This window comes from Candidatus Edwardsbacteria bacterium, from assembly GCA_031082425.1.
In the GTDB taxonomy this organism is placed as follows: Bacteria; Edwardsbacteria; AC1; order AC1; family EtOH8; genus UBA2226.
Genome location: JAVHLB010000004.1, coordinates 226921 through 242964, shown reverse-complemented (window position 1 = coordinate 242964; position 16044 = coordinate 226921). Strand labels below are relative to the sequence as shown.

General features: G+C 57.9%; 17 protein-coding genes. 15 read left to right on the top strand and 2 right to left on the bottom strand.

Translation table 11 applies throughout. The features are described from left to right. Positions 1 to 64 precede the first annotated feature (64 nt). The 9 genes from RDU76_05915 (at position 65) to RDU76_05875 (ending at position 10158) form a co-directional block, all read left to right on the top strand. Positions 65 to 1315: a T9SS type A sorting domain-containing protein gene (locus RDU76_05915; GenBank protein MDQ7798462.1), complete on the top strand. Its 1251-nt coding sequence runs from the start codon at positions 65 to 67 to the stop codon at positions 1313 to 1315. A gap of 99 nt (positions 1316 to 1414) precedes the next feature. Continuing rightward, positions 1415 to 1813: a hypothetical protein gene (locus RDU76_05910; GenBank protein ID MDQ7798461.1), complete on the top strand. Its 399-nt coding sequence runs from the start codon at positions 1415 to 1417 to the stop codon at positions 1811 to 1813. 176 nt (positions 1814 to 1989) lie between these two features. Next, the gene (locus tag RDU76_05905; protein MDQ7798460.1) at positions 1990 to 3807 is read left to right on the top strand and encodes a glutamate mutase L; all 1818 of its coding nucleotides are present in this window, start codon (positions 1990 to 1992) and stop codon (positions 3805 to 3807) included. Positions 3808 to 3934: 127 nt separating this feature from the next. Further along, a complete protein-coding gene (locus tag RDU76_05900; GenBank protein ID MDQ7798459.1) occupies positions 3935 to 5056 on the top strand; it encodes a hypothetical protein in 1122 nt (373 codons plus the stop codon). Between the two features lie 101 nt (positions 5057 to 5157). Further along, positions 5158 to 6348, top strand: a complete 1191-nt coding sequence (locus RDU76_05895) for a fibronectin type III domain-containing protein (GenBank protein ID MDQ7798458.1) — start codon at positions 5158 to 5160, stop codon at positions 6346 to 6348. Positions 6349 to 6361: 13 nt separating this feature from the next. Further along, on the top strand, positions 6362 to 7024 hold the full coding sequence (locus RDU76_05890; protein ID MDQ7798457.1) for a hypothetical protein: 663 nt from the start codon (positions 6362 to 6364) through the stop codon (positions 7022 to 7024). Positions 7025 to 7043: 19 nt separating this feature from the next. Next, positions 7044 to 7868 carry a hypothetical protein gene (locus RDU76_05885; GenBank protein MDQ7798456.1) on the top strand — a complete coding sequence of 275 codons (825 nt, stop codon included), beginning with the start codon at positions 7044 to 7046 and terminating at the stop codon, positions 7866 to 7868. Between the two features lies 1 nt (position 7869). Next, positions 7870 to 8475 carry a hypothetical protein gene (locus RDU76_05880; GenBank protein MDQ7798455.1) on the top strand — a complete coding sequence of 202 codons (606 nt, stop codon included), beginning with the start codon at positions 7870 to 7872 and terminating at the stop codon, positions 8473 to 8475. 30 nt (positions 8476 to 8505) lie between these two features. Then, on the top strand, positions 8506 to 10158 hold the full coding sequence (locus RDU76_05875) for a tetratricopeptide repeat protein (protein ID MDQ7798454.1): 1653 nt from the start codon (positions 8506 to 8508) through the stop codon (positions 10156 to 10158). Positions 10159 to 10163: 5 nt separating this feature from the next. Here the strand turns inward: RDU76_05875 and RDU76_05870 are convergent, their stop codons facing one another. Continuing rightward, positions 10164 to 10385, bottom strand: coding sequence for a hypothetical protein (locus tag RDU76_05870; GenBank protein MDQ7798453.1), 222 nt, complete (start codon positions 10383 to 10385; stop codon positions 10164 to 10166). Positions 10386 to 10400: 15 nt separating this feature from the next. Continuing rightward, positions 10401 to 10580: a hypothetical protein gene (locus RDU76_05865; GenBank protein MDQ7798452.1), complete on the bottom strand. Its 180-nt coding sequence runs from the start codon at positions 10578 to 10580 to the stop codon at positions 10401 to 10403. On the opposite strand from RDU76_05865, the gene RDU76_05860 reads away from it, so the two are divergent. From RDU76_05860 to RDU76_05835, 6 genes are all read left to right on the top strand, one after another. Continuing rightward, positions 10573 to 11349 (top strand): lipoate--protein ligase family protein, encoded by a 777-nt coding sequence (locus tag RDU76_05860; protein ID MDQ7798451.1) that lies wholly within the window; start codon positions 10573 to 10575, stop codon positions 11347 to 11349. The genes RDU76_05865 and RDU76_05860 overlap by 8 nt on opposite strands. A gap of 97 nt (positions 11350 to 11446) precedes the next feature. After that, positions 11447 to 12316, top strand: coding sequence for a DUF4388 domain-containing protein (locus RDU76_05855; GenBank protein ID MDQ7798450.1), 870 nt, complete (start codon positions 11447 to 11449; stop codon positions 12314 to 12316). 37 nt (positions 12317 to 12353) lie between these two features. Continuing rightward, positions 12354 to 13049 (top strand): roadblock/LC7 domain-containing protein, encoded by a 696-nt coding sequence (locus tag RDU76_05850; GenBank protein ID MDQ7798449.1) that lies wholly within the window; start codon positions 12354 to 12356, stop codon positions 13047 to 13049. A 5-nt stretch (positions 13050 to 13054) separates the two neighbouring features. Then, positions 13055 to 13771 carry a hypothetical protein gene (locus tag RDU76_05845; protein MDQ7798448.1) on the top strand — a complete coding sequence of 239 codons (717 nt, stop codon included), beginning with the start codon at positions 13055 to 13057 and terminating at the stop codon, positions 13769 to 13771. A gap of 78 nt (positions 13772 to 13849) precedes the next feature. Further along, positions 13850 to 15565 (top strand): T9SS type A sorting domain-containing protein, encoded by a 1716-nt coding sequence (locus RDU76_05840; GenBank protein ID MDQ7798447.1) that lies wholly within the window; start codon positions 13850 to 13852, stop codon positions 15563 to 15565. 87 nt (positions 15566 to 15652) lie between these two features. Next, entirely contained in the window at positions 15653 to 16009 is a 357-nt protein-coding gene (locus RDU76_05835) for a four helix bundle protein (protein MDQ7798446.1), read from the top strand. Positions 16010 to 16044 lie beyond the last annotated feature (35 nt).

Below are 16044 nucleotides of genomic sequence, written 5' to 3'. Positions count from 1 at the left end.
ATAGATTTGAAACAGCTCGAGCCGGTTCAAACAGTTTTCAACTGTAAATAACGGAGGTGCGGCCATGAAGGCAAAGATTCTTCTTGCGGTTGCACTCGGTCTGTCTGGTCAAGTTTTGGCCCAGGACAGTTCCAATGTCAGGACGGTGGGCGTTTATAACACGCCGGGTGATTGTTTTGGAGTGACAATATCGGGCAGCTATGCCTACGTAGCGGATGGGATTTCTGGCCTGAGGATAGTTGACCTCAGTTCTCCGGCCAATCCCGTCGAGGTAGGCTTCTATGACACACCGGGGGGAGGGCGGAGTGTGGCGGTATCCGGCAGTTATGCTTATATTGCTGATGTAGATTCCGGCCTGAGGATAATCAACATCAGCATACCGGGAAGCCCGACTTTAACCGGCGCTTACATTACTCCCGGGGGCGCCCGGGGCGTCTCAGTATCAGGCAATTACGCTTACGTGGCGGACCGGAGTTCCGGCCTGCGGGTGGTCGATGTCAGCGATCCGGCCAGCCCGGCCGAGGAGGGCTTCTATGACACCCCTGGCTATGCTTATAGCGTGGCGGTATTTGGCAGTTACGCCTATGTGGCAGATGGTGGTTACGGACTGCGGGTGATTGATGTCAGTGATCCGGCCAGCCCGACCGAAGTCGGCTTCTACGACACACCCGGCAATGCAAGCGGAGTGGCGATATCGGGCAATTATGCTTACGTGGCCGATGCCGCTGGCGGCTTGCGAATAATCAATGTCAGCGATCCGGCCAGCCCCGCCGAAACAGGATATTACAATACGGCAGTTTATGCCAACTTTGTGAGCGTGGCCGGCAACAACGCTTATGTGGCGGATATGGATTCCGGCCTGCGGGTAATCAACATCAGCGCGCCGGCATTGCCAACCCAGTCAGGTTACTACAACACGACTGGTGATGCCTATGGCGTGGCTTTTGCCGACAGTTTGATTTGCCTGGCGAATGGATCTGCCGGGCTGGGTATTTACCAGGGCTACGGTGCGGCGGGAATAGCGAACGAGCAAGTCGGCGAGACTAAGTTCAACGTTGAAAGTTTAAAGTTGAATGTGGCGGGCAATCAGATAAATTATCAGATACCCCAAAACGGAATGACTTCGTTAAAAGTATACAACCTGCTGGGACAGGAAGTAAGGACGCTGGCCAATGAGTTCAAAAGTGCAGGGGTTTACGGTTTACAGTGGAACGGCCGGGATGCCGGCAACCGGAAAGTGGCCAGCGGGGTTTACCTGGCGCGGCTGGAATCAAATGGACAGACGGCCACCGGGAAGATGGTGATAGTACGGTGACAAACTCCCAACCCCTCTTATTAGAGGGGAGACACACCCCTAAACCCCTCTTGGTTAGAGGGGAAGTTTAAGTATCAATATTTTGGTATAAAAGGCATCATGTCAAATTCCACCATCTCCGATCTAAGTGAGGTCAGCCCGGAACGGGCCAAGGAACTTCTGGCCAAGATCGCCAACCAGGTGGTCAAGCGCAAGCTGACCGTCCCGGCCATCATGTTCCTGGAATCGGTCAAGCCGCTGACCTTCATCGGCAGCCAGGCCCTGATCTTCTTCCAGCCCATGGTCCAGGCCTTTCTGAACCGCAGGGAGTACGACGAATTCGCGGTGCTGATGGAGGACCGGGAGAACGTGGAACTGCTGCTGCAGGAGATCGAGCGCCAGGAGGCCGAGTGGCAGGCCCGGGAAAAGGCCGAGAAGGACGAATCCAGGAAGCTGAGAAAAGCCGAGGGCAGGAAGACCTGGTGGGAGAAGATCAAAAGCAAAATCGGTATAAAGTAGGGGTGAAAGACACTTCGCCAGAAACAGACCCCTTCCTAGCCCTCCCCGATGCGGAGAAGGAAAGGTGCTAAAAAATCTGTGTTAATCCGTGTCCAATCAGTACCCTGGATTCCTGCTGTTGCAGGAATGACAGTGAAAAAATAAATCTAATTCATATAACCCATTAGGAGACGACGATGGCAGTTGATCCCAACAAGCTTAAAACGATCCTGATCACCGACTGCGGCAGCACCACCACCAAGGCGATCCTGATCGAATACAAGAACGGCGAATACCGCCAGACCACCCGGGGCGAGGCCCCCACCACGGTGGAGAAGCCCTTCGAGGACGTCACCAAGGGGGTGCTCAACTCGGTGCGCGAGGTGGAGGAGCTGTCGGGCCGCAAGATACTCAACGGCGACGACATCATCACCCCGGCCGAGGGCCTGAACGGGGTGGACATCTACATGTCCACCTCCTCGGCCGGTGGCGGCCTGCAGATGATGGTGGCCGGAGTGGTCAAATCCATGACCGGCGAATCGGCCGCCCGGGCGGCCCTGGGGGCCGGGGCCATCGTGATGGACGTGCTGGCCTCCAACGACGGCCGCCTGCCGCACCAGCGGATCGAAAGGATCCGCCACCTGCGGCCGGACATGATCCTGCTGTCCGGCGGCATCGACGGGGGGACGGTCACCCACGTGGCCGAGATGGCCGAGCTGATCGCGGCGGCCGACCCCAAGCCCCGCTTCGGGACCAGCTACCGCCTGCCGGTGATCTACGCCGGGAACAAGGACGCCCGGGAGATCATCACCAAGACCCTGGAATCCAAGACCGCCCTGCTGATCAAGGACAACCTGCGCCCGGTGCTGGAGCGCGAGAACCTGACCCCGGCCCGCGACGCCATCCACGACGTCTTCATGGAACACGTGATGGCCCACGCCCCGGGCTATAAAAAACTGATGGCCATGGCCCATGAGGTGCCGATCATGCCCACCCCCGGCGCGGTGGGGCTGATGATCCAATCCCTGGCCAAGGCCGAGCATATCGCGGCGGTGGGGGTGGATATCGGCGGGGCCACCACCGACGTCTTCTCGGTGTTCTTCGACAAGGGCACCGACAGCGACGTCTTCAACCGCACCGTCTCGGCCAACCTGGGGATGAGCTACTCCATCTCCAACGTGCTGGCCGAGGCCGGCATCGCCAACATCATGCGCTGGGTGCCGTTCGAGATGGATGAGGCCGAGGTCCGGAACCGGATCCGCAACAAGATGATCCGCCCCACCACCATCCCCCAGACCCAGGAGGAGCTGCAGATCGAGCAGGCCATCTCCCGCGAGGCCCTGAGGCTGGCCTTCGTCCAGCACAAATCGATGGCGGTGGGGCTCAAGGGGGTCCAGCAGGAGCGGACCATCTCCGACGCCTTCGAGCAGACCGGCTCCGGCGAGACCCTGATCAACATGATGGACCTGAAGATCCTGATCGGCTCCGGAGGGGTGCTGTCGCACGCCCCGCGCCGGGTGCAGTCGGCCCTGATGATGATCGACGCCTTCCAGCCCGAGGGCATCACCACCATGGCGGTGGATTCCATCTTCATGGCCCCGCATTTGGGGGTGCTTTCCACGGTCCACGCCAAGGCGGCCAACGAGGTCTTCCTCAAGGATTGCCTGGTGCGCCTGGGCTCCTGCATCTGCCCCACCGGACAGGGCAAGGAGGGCCAGAACTGCGTCACCGTCAAATACACCAGGGAGGACGGCTCGGTGGTCGAGGAGAACGTCAAGGTCGGCCAGATGAAGCTGATCCCGCTGGCCGAAAAGTTGAAGGCGGTGGTGGTACCGGCCAAGGGCTTCGATATCGGAGCCGGCAAGGGCAAGGAGATGGAGGTTGACCTGGAGGGCGGGACGGTGGGGCTGATCATCGACGGCCGGGGCCGGCCGCTGGTGATCCCCGAGGACAAGAAGGAGAGGATCAAAAAGCTGACCGAGTGGAACCAGGCGTTAGGGGTGTATCCCAAATAAATGACCCCTCCCAATTGCGGAGAGGGCCGCGGTTAAAAAAGATAATTGTAAGGACACGACAGGCCGTGTCCCAACCGAATAACGTAAGGGCAATTCATGAATTGCCCCAACAATAAGGAAATACACTATGGCACACGCATATACCCCGGGACTGAAGGTAACCGAGAAGACCCTGATCAAGAAAGACCGCCGCCTTCCCCTGAAGGGCCAGGTGATCGTCAAAAAGGGAGACAAGGTGGGCTCCGACCAGATAGTGGCCAGGACCGAGCTGCCGGGCAACGTCCAGCCGGTGAACGTCTCCGGGCTCTTGGGCCTGCTGGCCGAGGATGTGCCCTCCCACATGATGAAAAAGATCGGCGACCCGGTGGCCAAGGATGAGACCCTGGCCGAGAGCAAGGGGTTCTTCGGTCTGTTCAAGAGCAGCTGCAAGGCCCCGGTGGCCGGGACCCTGGAGTCCGTCTCCAGCATCACCGGGCAGGTGATCCTGCGGGAGCCGCCCATGCCGGTCCAGATCAAGGCCTACATCGACGGGCAGGTGACCGAGGTCAGCGAGTCCGAGGGGGCCACGGTGGAGGCTTTCGGCAGCTTCATCCAGGGCATCTTCGGAGTGGGCGGGGAGACCAACGGAGATATCAAGGTGGTGGCGGCCGACCCCTCACAGGAGCTGACCGTGGAGATGCTGACCCCCGACTGCAAAGGGAAGGTGGTGGTCGGCGGATCGCTGATCAGATACGGCGCCCTGAAGAAGGCGGCCGAGGTGGGCGTCAAGGCGGTGGTGGTGGGCGGCATCGACGATGCCGATCTGAAGAAACTGATGGGATACGACATCGGGGTGGCCATCACCGGGCATGAGGAGGTGGGGCTGACCCTGGTGGTCACCGAGGGCTTCGGCCAGATGAGCATGGCCGGCAAGACCTTCAAACTGCTCAAGTCCAAGCAGGGGCTAAAAGCTTCGGTCAACGGGGCCACCCAGATCAGGGCCGGCGTGATGCGCCCCGAAGTGATCATCCCCCTGGGCAGCCAGGATGCCGGCAGCGAGGCCGTCAAGGAGGCCGGGGGCATGGAGATCGGCAGCGCCATCCGGGTGATCCGCCAGCCGTACTTCGGCAAGATCGGCAAGGTGTCGGCCCTGCCCCACGAACTGCAGCAGTTGGAATCCGAGAGCCACGCCCGGGTGCTGGAGGTGACATTCGAGGACGGCGCCAAGGCGGTGGTCCCCCGGGCCAATGTGGAGCTGATCGAGGATTGATCCAGCCGACCAGACGAAACAATGAGAAATTAAATCATGTCCGGGGAGATTTAGATCGAACCGGGCATAATTTTTCAACCATAATGAAAAGAGGGGTCAATATGCGGTTAAGGATCACGATATTGACGTTATTGGCGCTGTCCGCCGGGCTATCCTTCTCCGAAGCTGTTTCCGCTTACGATCCGCCTCCCCCAAACTTGATGGTGGAAAACCTGAAGGCGGATGATGTTCCCAATGATGCCGGGGGAGAACTGCTGGTGACCTGGGATCTGCCGGCCGATCCGGGTTTGGGGTCTCAGGTATCGGTGCTGCGATTAATGAGGGCCGAGACGCCGGAGGGCCCGTTTTCCCAGATCATCGAAATGGCGCCGAAGATCAGCGAATATTCGGATCAGGGGCTGGCCAACGGGAAAAAGTATTTCTATCGGATAGATGCGGTCACCGATGCCGGGCTGTATGCTTCCCGGATCAGCGAACCGGCGGTTCCGCGGGCATCGTGGTTCAACAGCCAGCGGGTCAGCCTGGTGGTCGCTTTGGCCCTCTTTACCGGGCTGGTGCTGTTCTTCATCTGGCGGGCCCGAAGGGGGGCCACCCTGTTTGTCCGCAAGATAACCGGTCTGTCGGCGGTGGACGAGGCCATCGGGCGGGCCACCGAGATGGGGCGCCCCATCCTGTATCTGCCGTCGGGGGGGCTGTCGGCGGTGTCCGACATCCAGACCCTGGCCAGCCTGGTGATCCTGGGGCGGGTGGCCGAGAAGGCCGCCGAGTATGAGACCCCCCTGCTGGTGCCCTGCTCCGATCCCCTGGTGATGACCCTGGCCCAGGAGATCGTCAAGGCCAGCTACATGAACGCCGGGCGGCCGGACGCCTACCGGGCCGAGAACATCCGCTACCTGACCAACGAGCAGTTCGCCTACACCGCCGGGGTGGACGGCATCATGATCCGCGAGAAACCGGCGGCCAATTTCATGATCGGGACCTTTTACGCCGAGTCCCTGATCCTGGCCGAGACCGGCTATGCCACCGGGGCCATCCAGATCGCCGGCACCGCCATGATCACCCAGCTGCCGTTCTTCGTGGCGGCCTGCGACTACACCCTGATCGGCGAGGAGATCTACGCCGCCTCGGCCTACCTGTCAAAGGAGCCGGTGCTGATGGGCACCATCAAGGCCCAGGACTGGGGCAAGGCCATCGCCATCGGTCTGATAATTCTGGGCGTCATCCTGGAGACCCTGGCCCTGAAATATCCCCAGCTTCACTTTTTCGCCAGCCGCTGGCTGGCCTCGCAGTAAGGAGATCACTGAAATGAAAAAAACACTGCCATTGACGATCACTTTCCTGGCCGGGTTCTACATGATACTGGCCTTCTTCGTGCCGCACAAGATCATCGCGGCATCGGCCCAGGAGATGCAGTCCTGGGAGATCATCATCGTGGCCTTCACCCTGGTGCTGGGAATCGGCAATCTGATCCAGGTGCATGCCGACAAGATCCACCGCCAAAAAAGCGGCTGGTATTACAGCCTGGTGCTGCTGATCTGCCTGGTGTCGATGATGGTGATCGGGCTGTTCTGGGGCATCAGCGAGGGCACGGTATACTACTGGCTGTACGACAACGTGATGGCGCCGCTGTCGGCCGCTATGTTCTCGCTGCTGGCCTTCTTCATCGCCTCGGCCGCCTACCGGGCCTTTCGGGCCCGCAACAAGGAGGCCACCCTGCTGCTGGTGGCCGCCACCATCATCATGATCGGCCGGATCCCGCTGGGCAACGTCATCTGGCACCACCTTCCCTGGCTGGGGGCCAAATTCCCCAACGCCCTGGAAGGGCTGACCCAATGGATCATGGACATCCCCAACGCCGCCGGCCAGCGGGGCATCAAGATCGGGGCGGCCCTGGGGGCGGTGTCCATGGCCCTGCGGATGCTGCTGGGTATCGAACGGTCCTACCTGACCACCGGGGGAGGCAATTAAGATGGGATTCAAGGAAACGATGACCAAACTCACCCAGCTGGACCGCCGCTGGATATTTTTGGCCATGGGGCTGGTGGTGGCCGCGGCCCTGCTGGTCGATCTGAAAATGCCGGTGACCATCTCCCAGGACGTGCGGCGGGCCTACGATCTGATCGACAGCCTGCCGGCCGGGACCCCGGTGCTGTTCTCCTGGGACTACGATCCCGGCTCGATGCCGGAGCTGCATCCCCTGGCCGACGCCATGCTGCGGCACGCCATGCGCAAGGACCTGAAGGTGGTGATGATGGGGCACTGGGTCACCGGCATTCCGCTGATCGAGCGGCAGATCGGCGAGGTGATCCGGAAGGATTTCCCCGGCAAGGCCTACGGCACCGACTACGTCAACCTGGGCTACAAGTCGGGCCAGTATGTGGTGGTGGTCTCCATGGCCCAGAACATCTACGACGCCTTTCCCCAGGATTATTACCACAACCGGACCGACACCCTGCCGCTGATGAGAAAAGTCAGATCCCTGAAGGATGTGGCCGCCATCGTGTCCTTCTCGGCCGGCGATCCCGGCCTGCTGATGTGGATCCAGTTCGCCTGGCAGCGCTTCCGGATCCCGGTCACCGGCGGCTGCACCGCGGTCTCGGCCCCGGAGTTCTCGGCCTACCTGCAGTCCAACCAGCTGCAGGGCCTGATGGGCGGCATGCGGGGGGCGGCCGAGTACGAGATGCTGATAGGCCGCCCGGCCATGGCCACCACCGGGATGTCGGCCCAGAGCCTGGGGCACTTCCTGATCATCGCCTTCATCATCATCGGCAACATCGCCTATTTTGCCATCCGCAAGAGGGAGGAGAAGTAACATGGCAGTATTCGGAACCTGGCTGGCGGCCCTGCTGGTGCTGTGCATCTACAGCTTTCTGTACAAGGACAACCCGCTCTACAAATTCGCCGAGCATGTCTACGTGGGGGTCTCGGCCGGCTATTTCGTGGCGGCCGAATACCACAATGTGGTGCTGCCCAACCTGCTGACCCCCCTGTACCGCGACTTCGCCCACAAGTTCTATCTGATAATCCCCGGGATACTGGGGCTGATGATATTCTTCGCCTTCTCCCGCAAGCTCAACTGGTTGATCCGGTTCCCCCTGTCCTTCGTGGTGGGCATCGGGGCCGGCCTGACCGTGATGGCCTTCCTGTCGGCCGATGTCCTAGCCCAGGTGCAGGCCACCGCCATGCCGCTGAACTCGCTCAACAATGTCCTGTTCGTGGGCGGGGTGCTGACCACCCTGGTCTACTTCTTCTTCTCGGCCCAGCACAAGGGATTGGTGGGCGGGACCGCCCAGCTGGGGGTGTGGTACCTGATGATCGCCTTCGGGGCGGCCTTCGGCTACACCGTGATGGCCCGGATATCACTGTTGATAGGCCAGATGCAGTTCCTGCTGGGCAACTGGCTTCACATACTTAAATGATCGGGTAGCAATATGCCCGGACCGGAAAAAATGAAATCATGCGTCAGCCAGGAGCCAGGCAAAAACCGGCCGGCCTTTTTGCTCGGTAAATACTGGATGGCGCTGGCATTGGTGGTTTTGACCTTTGCGGTCTACGGCAACTCGCTGCAGAATCAATTCGTTTTTGACGATCTATATGCCATCAACCATAACGCCGGGGTCGGGGCTTGGGCTGATCTGGGCAAAGTGTTTGTCACCAATTATCAGCCGTGGAGCCAGTCGTTGGATGCGGAAAAGAACAACTCCAGCAATTATTACCGGCCGATAATACTGTTGTCGTTCGGCTTGAGCAAATTGATCTGGGGGCAAAACCCTTTCCCCTTTCATCTGACCAACGTTATTATGATGGCCCTGTTGGCGGTCTTCTGGTATGCCCTGGTCTGGGATTTATCTTCCCACCGGTGGCTGGCTTTTTTAGCCTCCTTGTTATACCTGCTTAATCCGATACATACCGAGGTGGTGGCATTTATAAACGGCAGGACGGATCTGACCGCCGCTCTTTTTATAATAGGCTCTCTTTACTTTTACTGGAAATGGAGAAAAGACAATAAAATATGGCGGTTGATCGTCTCGGTGATCTCCTGGCTGGTCGCCTTGGGCTCAAAAGAGATCGCCGTGGTGTTCCCGGTGATATTGCTCAGCATGGAATTGCTGCAGAGTCACGGCCGGAAGAAAAATATCTGGCGTTTCGAGCATGTTTATTATCTGGCGATATTCCTGCTGTTTTTGACCGCCCGGTATCTGGTTCTTAAAAACAACCTTTACTGGCAGAAAGACATCTTGGATTTTTCAGCCATCGGGACCATCGCTCCCAAAAACTGGAGATATCTCAAGCTGATACTTTGGCCGGCCGACCTCAGCACTTATTATACCGAGGTGTTTAAAGCCGGCTTGTCCGGATGGATAGGCAGCCTTCTGTTATTGGCATTGCCGGCGGTATTGATATATCTGTCCAGAAAATGGAAAGATGTTATTGTCGCTTTTTCCAGCGTGCTGTTTTTGTGGGGCAGTTTGCCGGCCATGGGCCTGGTTCGAAATACCAGTAATGTTGAATTCGGAGAAAGGTTTGTTTTCTTTTCTTCGCTGGGGATAGCATTGCTTTTGGCCTGGGCTTTCGTAAAATTGATTGGCAGAATCAAGCAAAGAACCTGGAAGTATGCGACGATTGTCTTGCTGGTAATCTACGGTTCTTTTTTGGGATATAAAACCGTCCGTCAGAACCGGGTGTGGGAAAGCGATCATACCCTTTTCAGGGAGATGGCCCGGACCTCCCCCCAAAGTTTTCTGGCTCACTTCAACCTGGCCAATGAGTATGCCAAAAGGCGGCAGGCCGATTCGGCGATAGTGCATTACCAAAAAGCCATGGAAATAAGGCCCGATAATATTGATGCTGTCAATAACCTGGGAGTGCTGTATTTCATGATGGGGAAATATGCCCAGGCTGAGGGGGAATATAAAAAAGCCGCCGCCCTGAGCCCCAGATCCCCGGTGGTCTACTATAATATCGGGCTTTGCTATCAGCAAAGGGGATTGGTACGGGATGCATCCCATTGGTATCGGCTGGCCCTGGAGAAGGATCCCTTTTTCAGGCCTGCCGGCAGCGCCCTGGAATTCATTGAAAACGATAGCGCCAAAGAAAAATAATGAGATCATATCAAGTCAGAACTTCGCTGAATAATTGGACCAGGGCTATTGATCCCGGCGGGTTTAAAATTGGATAGCAAGACGAACACCATCAAGGGGAAGCCGATAATCACCGGGTTTTTGTTTTTACTCGCATGGTTCGCGGCTTCTTTCTTCAACGGGCGCTTCACCTGGGTTTGATTATCTGCCCTGCAGGACTGGCCCAGGGCCGATGAATCATTTTCCAAGGCCTTCATTAACGGCTATAGTGATGTCTGGCTGGCGGCTTTCTGGGGCGAGGTCCAGCTGCGTCTGGGCCAGTATGAAAAGGCCGCCCAGAATCTGGGGATGGCGATGAAATCAGGAATAAAAGACAGCGCAGTGGCCGACGGATACCGCCGGGCGGTCTCCGCCGCCGAAAGGATGAAAAAATAAATGAGCACCGAAAGACATCGGTGGCGCCTTCTCAATACCGGCCTGAATGACGGGGCCTACAATATGGCCCTGGACCAGGCCCTGGTGCATTCGGTGGGATCCGGCGCATCGCTGCCGGTGATACGCTTCTTCGGGTGGAGCCCCCCGGCGGTATCCCTGGGATACAACCAGAAGATAAAAGACCTGGATATCGAAGCCTGCCACCGGGCCGGTTTTGACATAGTCCGCCGGCCCACCGGGGGGAGGGCGGTGATGCATCAGGACGAATTCACCTACAGCGTGATCGCCCGGGAGGACGACCCGGTGATAGGCGGGACCATCATGGAGACCTATGGACGCATCGCCCAGGGACTTTTGGCGGGCCTGAAAATATTGGGGGTGGATGCCGAGATGGTGAGATCGGAGGTTCCTGATGTCTCGGCCGCAGCCTCGGCCCTGTGCTTTGCCGCCGCCGGGCGTTACGAGATCACCGCCGGAGGCAAAAAGCTCATCGGCAGCGCCCAGCGCCGGATGAACGGCGTCATTCTCCAGCAGGGCTCCCTGCTGATGAACTGCGGGCAGGAGCATAAGTTTTTCAGTTGTGATCCCCGGGAGGTCCGGGCGGGGACCCTGAGGGATATCCTGGGGCGGGCACCGGCTTTCGACGAGGTGGCAACCGGCATGGAGGATGGTTTCAGGGGATCATGGGACCTGGAATTGGCTCCGGGGTCCCCGACCCCAGACGAGGAAAAGGCCGCCGGAAGGTTTAGGACGGGGCTGATATATGCCCAAGGATAAAAATTTTTGTTGACAGATGGGAGATTTTCAATTAGACTTAATATATTAGGTATAAAAGAAGTTACAAAAATTTTCTAATACCCATTATTTTCCATTTATGAGCCTCCAAACCAATCTGTCAGATTTCCATCTTACTGAGATAATCTATCTGTTGGCCCACTTCCAGAAGACCGGGGTGATCACCGTCAAGGCCGGGAAGAACTTTGGCGAGATCTACTTCGACAAGGGCCGGGCGGTGCATGCGGTTTACGGCGACATCAAGGGCAGCGAAGCGGTTTACGGCCTGTGCCTGGAATCATCCGGCGAGGTAAAATTCGCCCCGGGGGCCAAGGCCTCCGAGGAGACCATCAAGGACGGGGCCGACGCCCTGCTGCAGGAGGGCGACCGCCGGCGCCTGGAGATGGACGAGATATTAAAGAGCCTCCCTCCCTTCGATACCACCCTGGTCAGGACCGCCCAGGCCCCCGAGGAATCGGCCGTCACCATCCGGCGCAGCGACTGGACCATACTGGCCCTGGTCAACGGCAAGCGCGACATCCGGGCCATCATCGACGAGAGCAAGCTGGGGGTGCTGGAGGTGGTCAAGACCATCTCCTGGTTCCTGGCCAAGAACCTGGTGGTGGACCCCCATGAGGTGGAGCGGACCCTGCAGGCCAAGGTGGATTTCGTAAACCTGATGCTGGAGGAATTCGGGGTCAAGGGGACCGGGGTGGTGCCCTGGGTGGAACTGGCCAAAACCACCCTGGCGGCCGGCGATAAGAATGGCAACCTGGCCCGCCACGTGGAGTTCACCGATTTTGTGGTCAAGATAAAGGACGGCACCAAGTCCGACATCAGCCGGGATGAGGTGGTCCAGGTATGGGACCAGGTGGCCGAGGCCATGCACCAGAAGGGCGTCAAGGAATACGGGCCGATGCTGGCCAAACACAAATACCAGGCTGTCCAGAAGCTGGTCAAGAGCGGCTAAAGGGGCAGGATATTTTTAAAGCGTTGATGGAGAGATTATGGCCAAGGAACCAGCTGAGCTGATGGACAGCGTCCTGAAGATGGAGGGCGTCAAGTGCAGCGCCGCCGTCTCCAAGGAGGACGGGTCCACAATAAAGGCCTCCGCCGGCGCCCCGGGCAACCTGGGCGAGGTGGTGGCTTTTATCGGTTCGGCCGCGGAGGTGATCACCTCCAACCTGGATCTGGGCAATCTGAATTCGGTGGTGGCCGAGGGCGAGGGCCATAAGATGCTGATCATGCCGGTCGGGACGGCCTATCTGGGGGTGCAGCTGGACGGGGCCCAGGTTCCCTGGTGGGCCACCCAGATAAACCCCATAGAGCTGCTCTCCGAGGACAAGATGACCGAGATCTCCGAGGCCGAGGAACTGCTCAAACAGAAGGTAATTCTGCTGAACATGCTGCTGGAGGAATTCGGATCCAAGGGCGAAAAAGCCAAGGAGTGGCAGGAGATGCTGGACAAGGAGATCAAGAACGTCGATCCCCAGGGCCGGCTGGACAGGATGCTGGAGGCCGGGGCGGGGCTGGTCACCGCCCGCAGCGGGGTCAAGACCGATATCTCCAAGAAAGAGGTGGGGGACGCCTTTGAGAAACTGGTGAACCTGACCTGCAAGAAGGCCATCGCCTCCATCGGTTTCGTGGAGGTCAAACAGAAGTTCCAGGCCGTGATATCCCGGCTGGCGGCGGAAAAGAGGTAGCGGCCATGGAAGAATTACTGATACGATTGTCCAGCCTGCCCGGCGTCACCGGGAGCTTTTTCGTGGGGGACGACAGCAGCTTTGTCTCCCAGTCGCTCTCCTCGTCGTTCGTCCAGGAGAACGCCAAGCGGGCGGTGATGGTGCTGGCCCAGACCTTCGAAGCGCTCTCCCAGGTGGCCCAGTTCAGGATAAACCGGATGATGGTCAACACCGGGGGCAGCCGGCTGTTCATCCGGCGCAGCGACAAGGGATTTTTGAACCTGCTGACCGATATCACCGCCGATGTCAGCGTGATAGATTCGGCCCTGGACGGGGCTTTAAAGGAAATGCTGATAATGGCCCAGCAGCCGGCCCCGGCCCCGGCCCCGCCAGCCGTGCCCCAGACCGTGGTGGCCGCCTCGGTCAAAACAGCGCCGGTTCAGCAGCCCGCTTCGGCCCCGGCGCCGGCCCAGGCGCCGGCCAAGCCTCCGGCTCCCAAGCCGCCCACCACGGTGGAAGCCTCCATCCTGGAGAAGATCCTGGCCCTGGCCGAGGAGGCCCTGGGCGAGCTGGGCGCCACCATCTACGAGAACCAGCTCTCCGACCATAAATTGAACACCTCCAAGCTGACCAGGGATTCGGTGATGAAGTTCTGCTACGCCCTGCAGAAGGACGCCTCGATGATCATCGGGCCCTCGGCCGCCAAGCAGATGGCCGACAAAATGATGATGTTGTTAAAGTGATGTTCCGGTAGTTCTATAACCGGTGCGTCACTTTTCTTTTCCGGCTTCAATAACGTTCCTTAATACAAGGAGCACGATATGAAAAATGCCGGTCTGTATATTTTGAGTTTATTCATCATCAGTTCTTTTACATGGGCTTTGCCTCCCGCCCCGAGGCTGGAAAAGAGCGGGATCGAGAACCCCAAAGCCGGCCCGATCAGCATCAAAAAGAATAAAGACACCGGCGACTTGGTATTTACCGGTGTTCACGATTTCTCCTGTTACATGACGGCCGCCCGCTGTATTGATATGGATCCCGGGTTCGGCACCGATGGCGCAGTGATTCTGTTCCTGCGGGGAACCGATGGCAACATACATTATGTCGGAACCATCGACGGCGGCACCTCCTGGAGCACCATGGGGCCGCTGACCGGAAGCATCCGCTATCCCTCCGCCATGTGTGACCGGGTCAACCAGAAGCCGGTGGCCTTCTACAACTGGGGCTGGGGCGCGGTCGGCGAAGGCGCTTACACCCTGTGGGACGACGGCAACTACAACGACGGCCTGTGGGGCTCGGAGACCGAGGTCGACACCCTGGGCCGGGACGTGGCCGGGTCGGCCTATTATTGCGTCAACGGCACTATGGGCAGCAACGGCGTCTATCACGTGCTGGCCAACTATTGGGGCGACTTCACCCCGGATGCTTCATTCTACTTCCGCTCCACCGACAACGGCAACAGTTGGGAAAGGGCAGACCCCCGTTCCGACTGCAACATGTATTATGATCTATTCGGCACCGAGGACAGCCTGAATATATTCAAGGGCGGCTCAGTGGTCCACGATCCCATCGTTGCGGGCTATGTCAACCAAGTTCAGGTTGCCACCTCCTTAGACGGTAACACCGTAATGGTGGGCTCCTGCGGATTGACCCCGGACACCCTGGGTAAAGTTCTATTCTGGTATCGCATGTCCACTGATGCCGGCATCAATTGGGGACCATTGACATTTGCCCCAGATCCAGGCGTAATTAGTTGGGAAAGCGAAAGCTATGACCTGGGCATAGCGGTTGATGAGGACGGCTATCCGCATTTTGCCACCTACCTGGCCATGGACACCCTGGACGACGGCACCGACTACGGACCATTGTCCGGCATCTATGACTATCATTTAACTACCAGCGGCTGGGTGCTGACCCAGATCTGCGGCGCCATCGACAGCTCCGGCGGCCTTTCGGTCTATCCCGATTTCTGCAACTATGCTCTGGATCCCAGCGGCGACCTGATCCTTACTTTTACTTCCAACTGGGGCGACATTGCCACCTCCGATATTTATATCACCAAATCTACCGACAACGGCGCCTCCTACGGCGCGCCCCTCAAGATCACCGACGGAACCCAGGCCTGCTGGTATCCGCACATACCATACAGGGTCGGCGGAGTCGGAACCTATATTCCAGTATTCTATCAAGTAGGCAATGATGGTTATGTTCATTGGGTTGGGCCATATGCTCCACCACCTCCTGGGGTAAACTATGGTTCTATTTCCTTCCCGGTTTACGAATTAGCCCTAAATAAAAATTATCCCAACCCGGTAAAAGGGTATACAAACATTTCCTTCACCCTGCCCAAGAATTGCCCATACAGTTTAAAAGTTTACAACATTGCCGGGCAGTTGGTAAAAAGCATTGACGGCCACGGGCAAAAAGGCCCCAATCACCTGAAATGCAACATTGGCGGGTTTGCCAACGGGGTATATCTTTATAATATTACGGCCAATGGAAGATCCGCCACCGGCAAGATGGCGGTGTTGAAATAACAAATCAAAAGGCAGAGGGCAGAGGGCAGAGGGCAGAAGGCAGAGGGCAGAAAGCAGAAGGCAGAGGGCAGAAAGCAGAAGGCAGAAATGGTAGATTTGAAAATACGGACCAAAGACTTTGCGTTACAGATAATCCGGCTATACAGCAAACTGCCCAAAAATAATGTTGCCCAGATACTCGGAAAGCAGATGCTGAGGTCCGGCACCTCGGTCGGTGCAAACTTTCGCGAAGCTGCCAGGGCGCGATCCAAAGAGGAATTTATTTCCAAGGCTAATATTTCGCTCCAAGAACTTGAAGAAACGGGGTATTGGCTGGAACTGATTTCAGAAAGCTGCCGGTATGAACTTGACGAAATCAATGCCGCCGTAAAAGAGAACAATGAACTTACTGCGATATTCGTGACGATAATAAAAAATACAAAGAAGCTTCTCGTTAAAAAATAAAACTTTTTGCTTTTTGAATTTTGCTTTTGAATTTT

Bases quoted from the DNA above. Each gene is read 5' to 3' on its own strand.
- RDU76_05915 (MDQ7798462.1), top strand. From the start codon at position 65: ATGAAGGCAAAGATTCTTCTTGCGGTTGCACTCGGTCTGTCTGGTCAA.
- RDU76_05910 (MDQ7798461.1), top strand. From the start codon at position 1,415: ATGTCAAATTCCACCATCTCCGATCTAAGTGAGGTCAGCCCGGAACGG.
- RDU76_05905 (MDQ7798460.1), top strand. From the start codon at position 1,990: ATGGCAGTTGATCCCAACAAGCTTAAAACGATCCTGATCACCGACTGC.
- RDU76_05900 (MDQ7798459.1), top strand. From the start codon at position 3,935: ATGGCACACGCATATACCCCGGGACTGAAGGTAACCGAGAAGACCCTG.
- RDU76_05895 (MDQ7798458.1), top strand. From the start codon at position 5,158: ATGCGGTTAAGGATCACGATATTGACGTTATTGGCGCTGTCCGCCGGG.
- RDU76_05890 (MDQ7798457.1), top strand. From the start codon at position 6,362: ATGAAAAAAACACTGCCATTGACGATCACTTTCCTGGCCGGGTTCTAC.
- RDU76_05885 (MDQ7798456.1), top strand. From the start codon at position 7,044: ATGACCAAACTCACCCAGCTGGACCGCCGCTGGATATTTTTGGCCATG.
- RDU76_05880 (MDQ7798455.1), top strand. From the start codon at position 7,870: ATGGCAGTATTCGGAACCTGGCTGGCGGCCCTGCTGGTGCTGTGCATC.
- RDU76_05875 (MDQ7798454.1), top strand. From the start codon at position 8,506: ATGAAATCATGCGTCAGCCAGGAGCCAGGCAAAAACCGGCCGGCCTTT.
- RDU76_05860 (MDQ7798451.1), top strand. From the start codon at position 10,573: ATGAGCACCGAAAGACATCGGTGGCGCCTTCTCAATACCGGCCTGAAT.
- RDU76_05855 (MDQ7798450.1), top strand. From the start codon at position 11,447: ATGAGCCTCCAAACCAATCTGTCAGATTTCCATCTTACTGAGATAATC.
- RDU76_05850 (MDQ7798449.1), top strand. From the start codon at position 12,354: ATGGCCAAGGAACCAGCTGAGCTGATGGACAGCGTCCTGAAGATGGAG.
- RDU76_05845 (MDQ7798448.1), top strand. From the start codon at position 13,055: ATGGAAGAATTACTGATACGATTGTCCAGCCTGCCCGGCGTCACCGGG.
- RDU76_05840 (MDQ7798447.1), top strand. From the start codon at position 13,850: ATGAAAAATGCCGGTCTGTATATTTTGAGTTTATTCATCATCAGTTCT.
- RDU76_05835 (MDQ7798446.1), top strand. From the start codon at position 15,653: ATGGTAGATTTGAAAATACGGACCAAAGACTTTGCGTTACAGATAATC.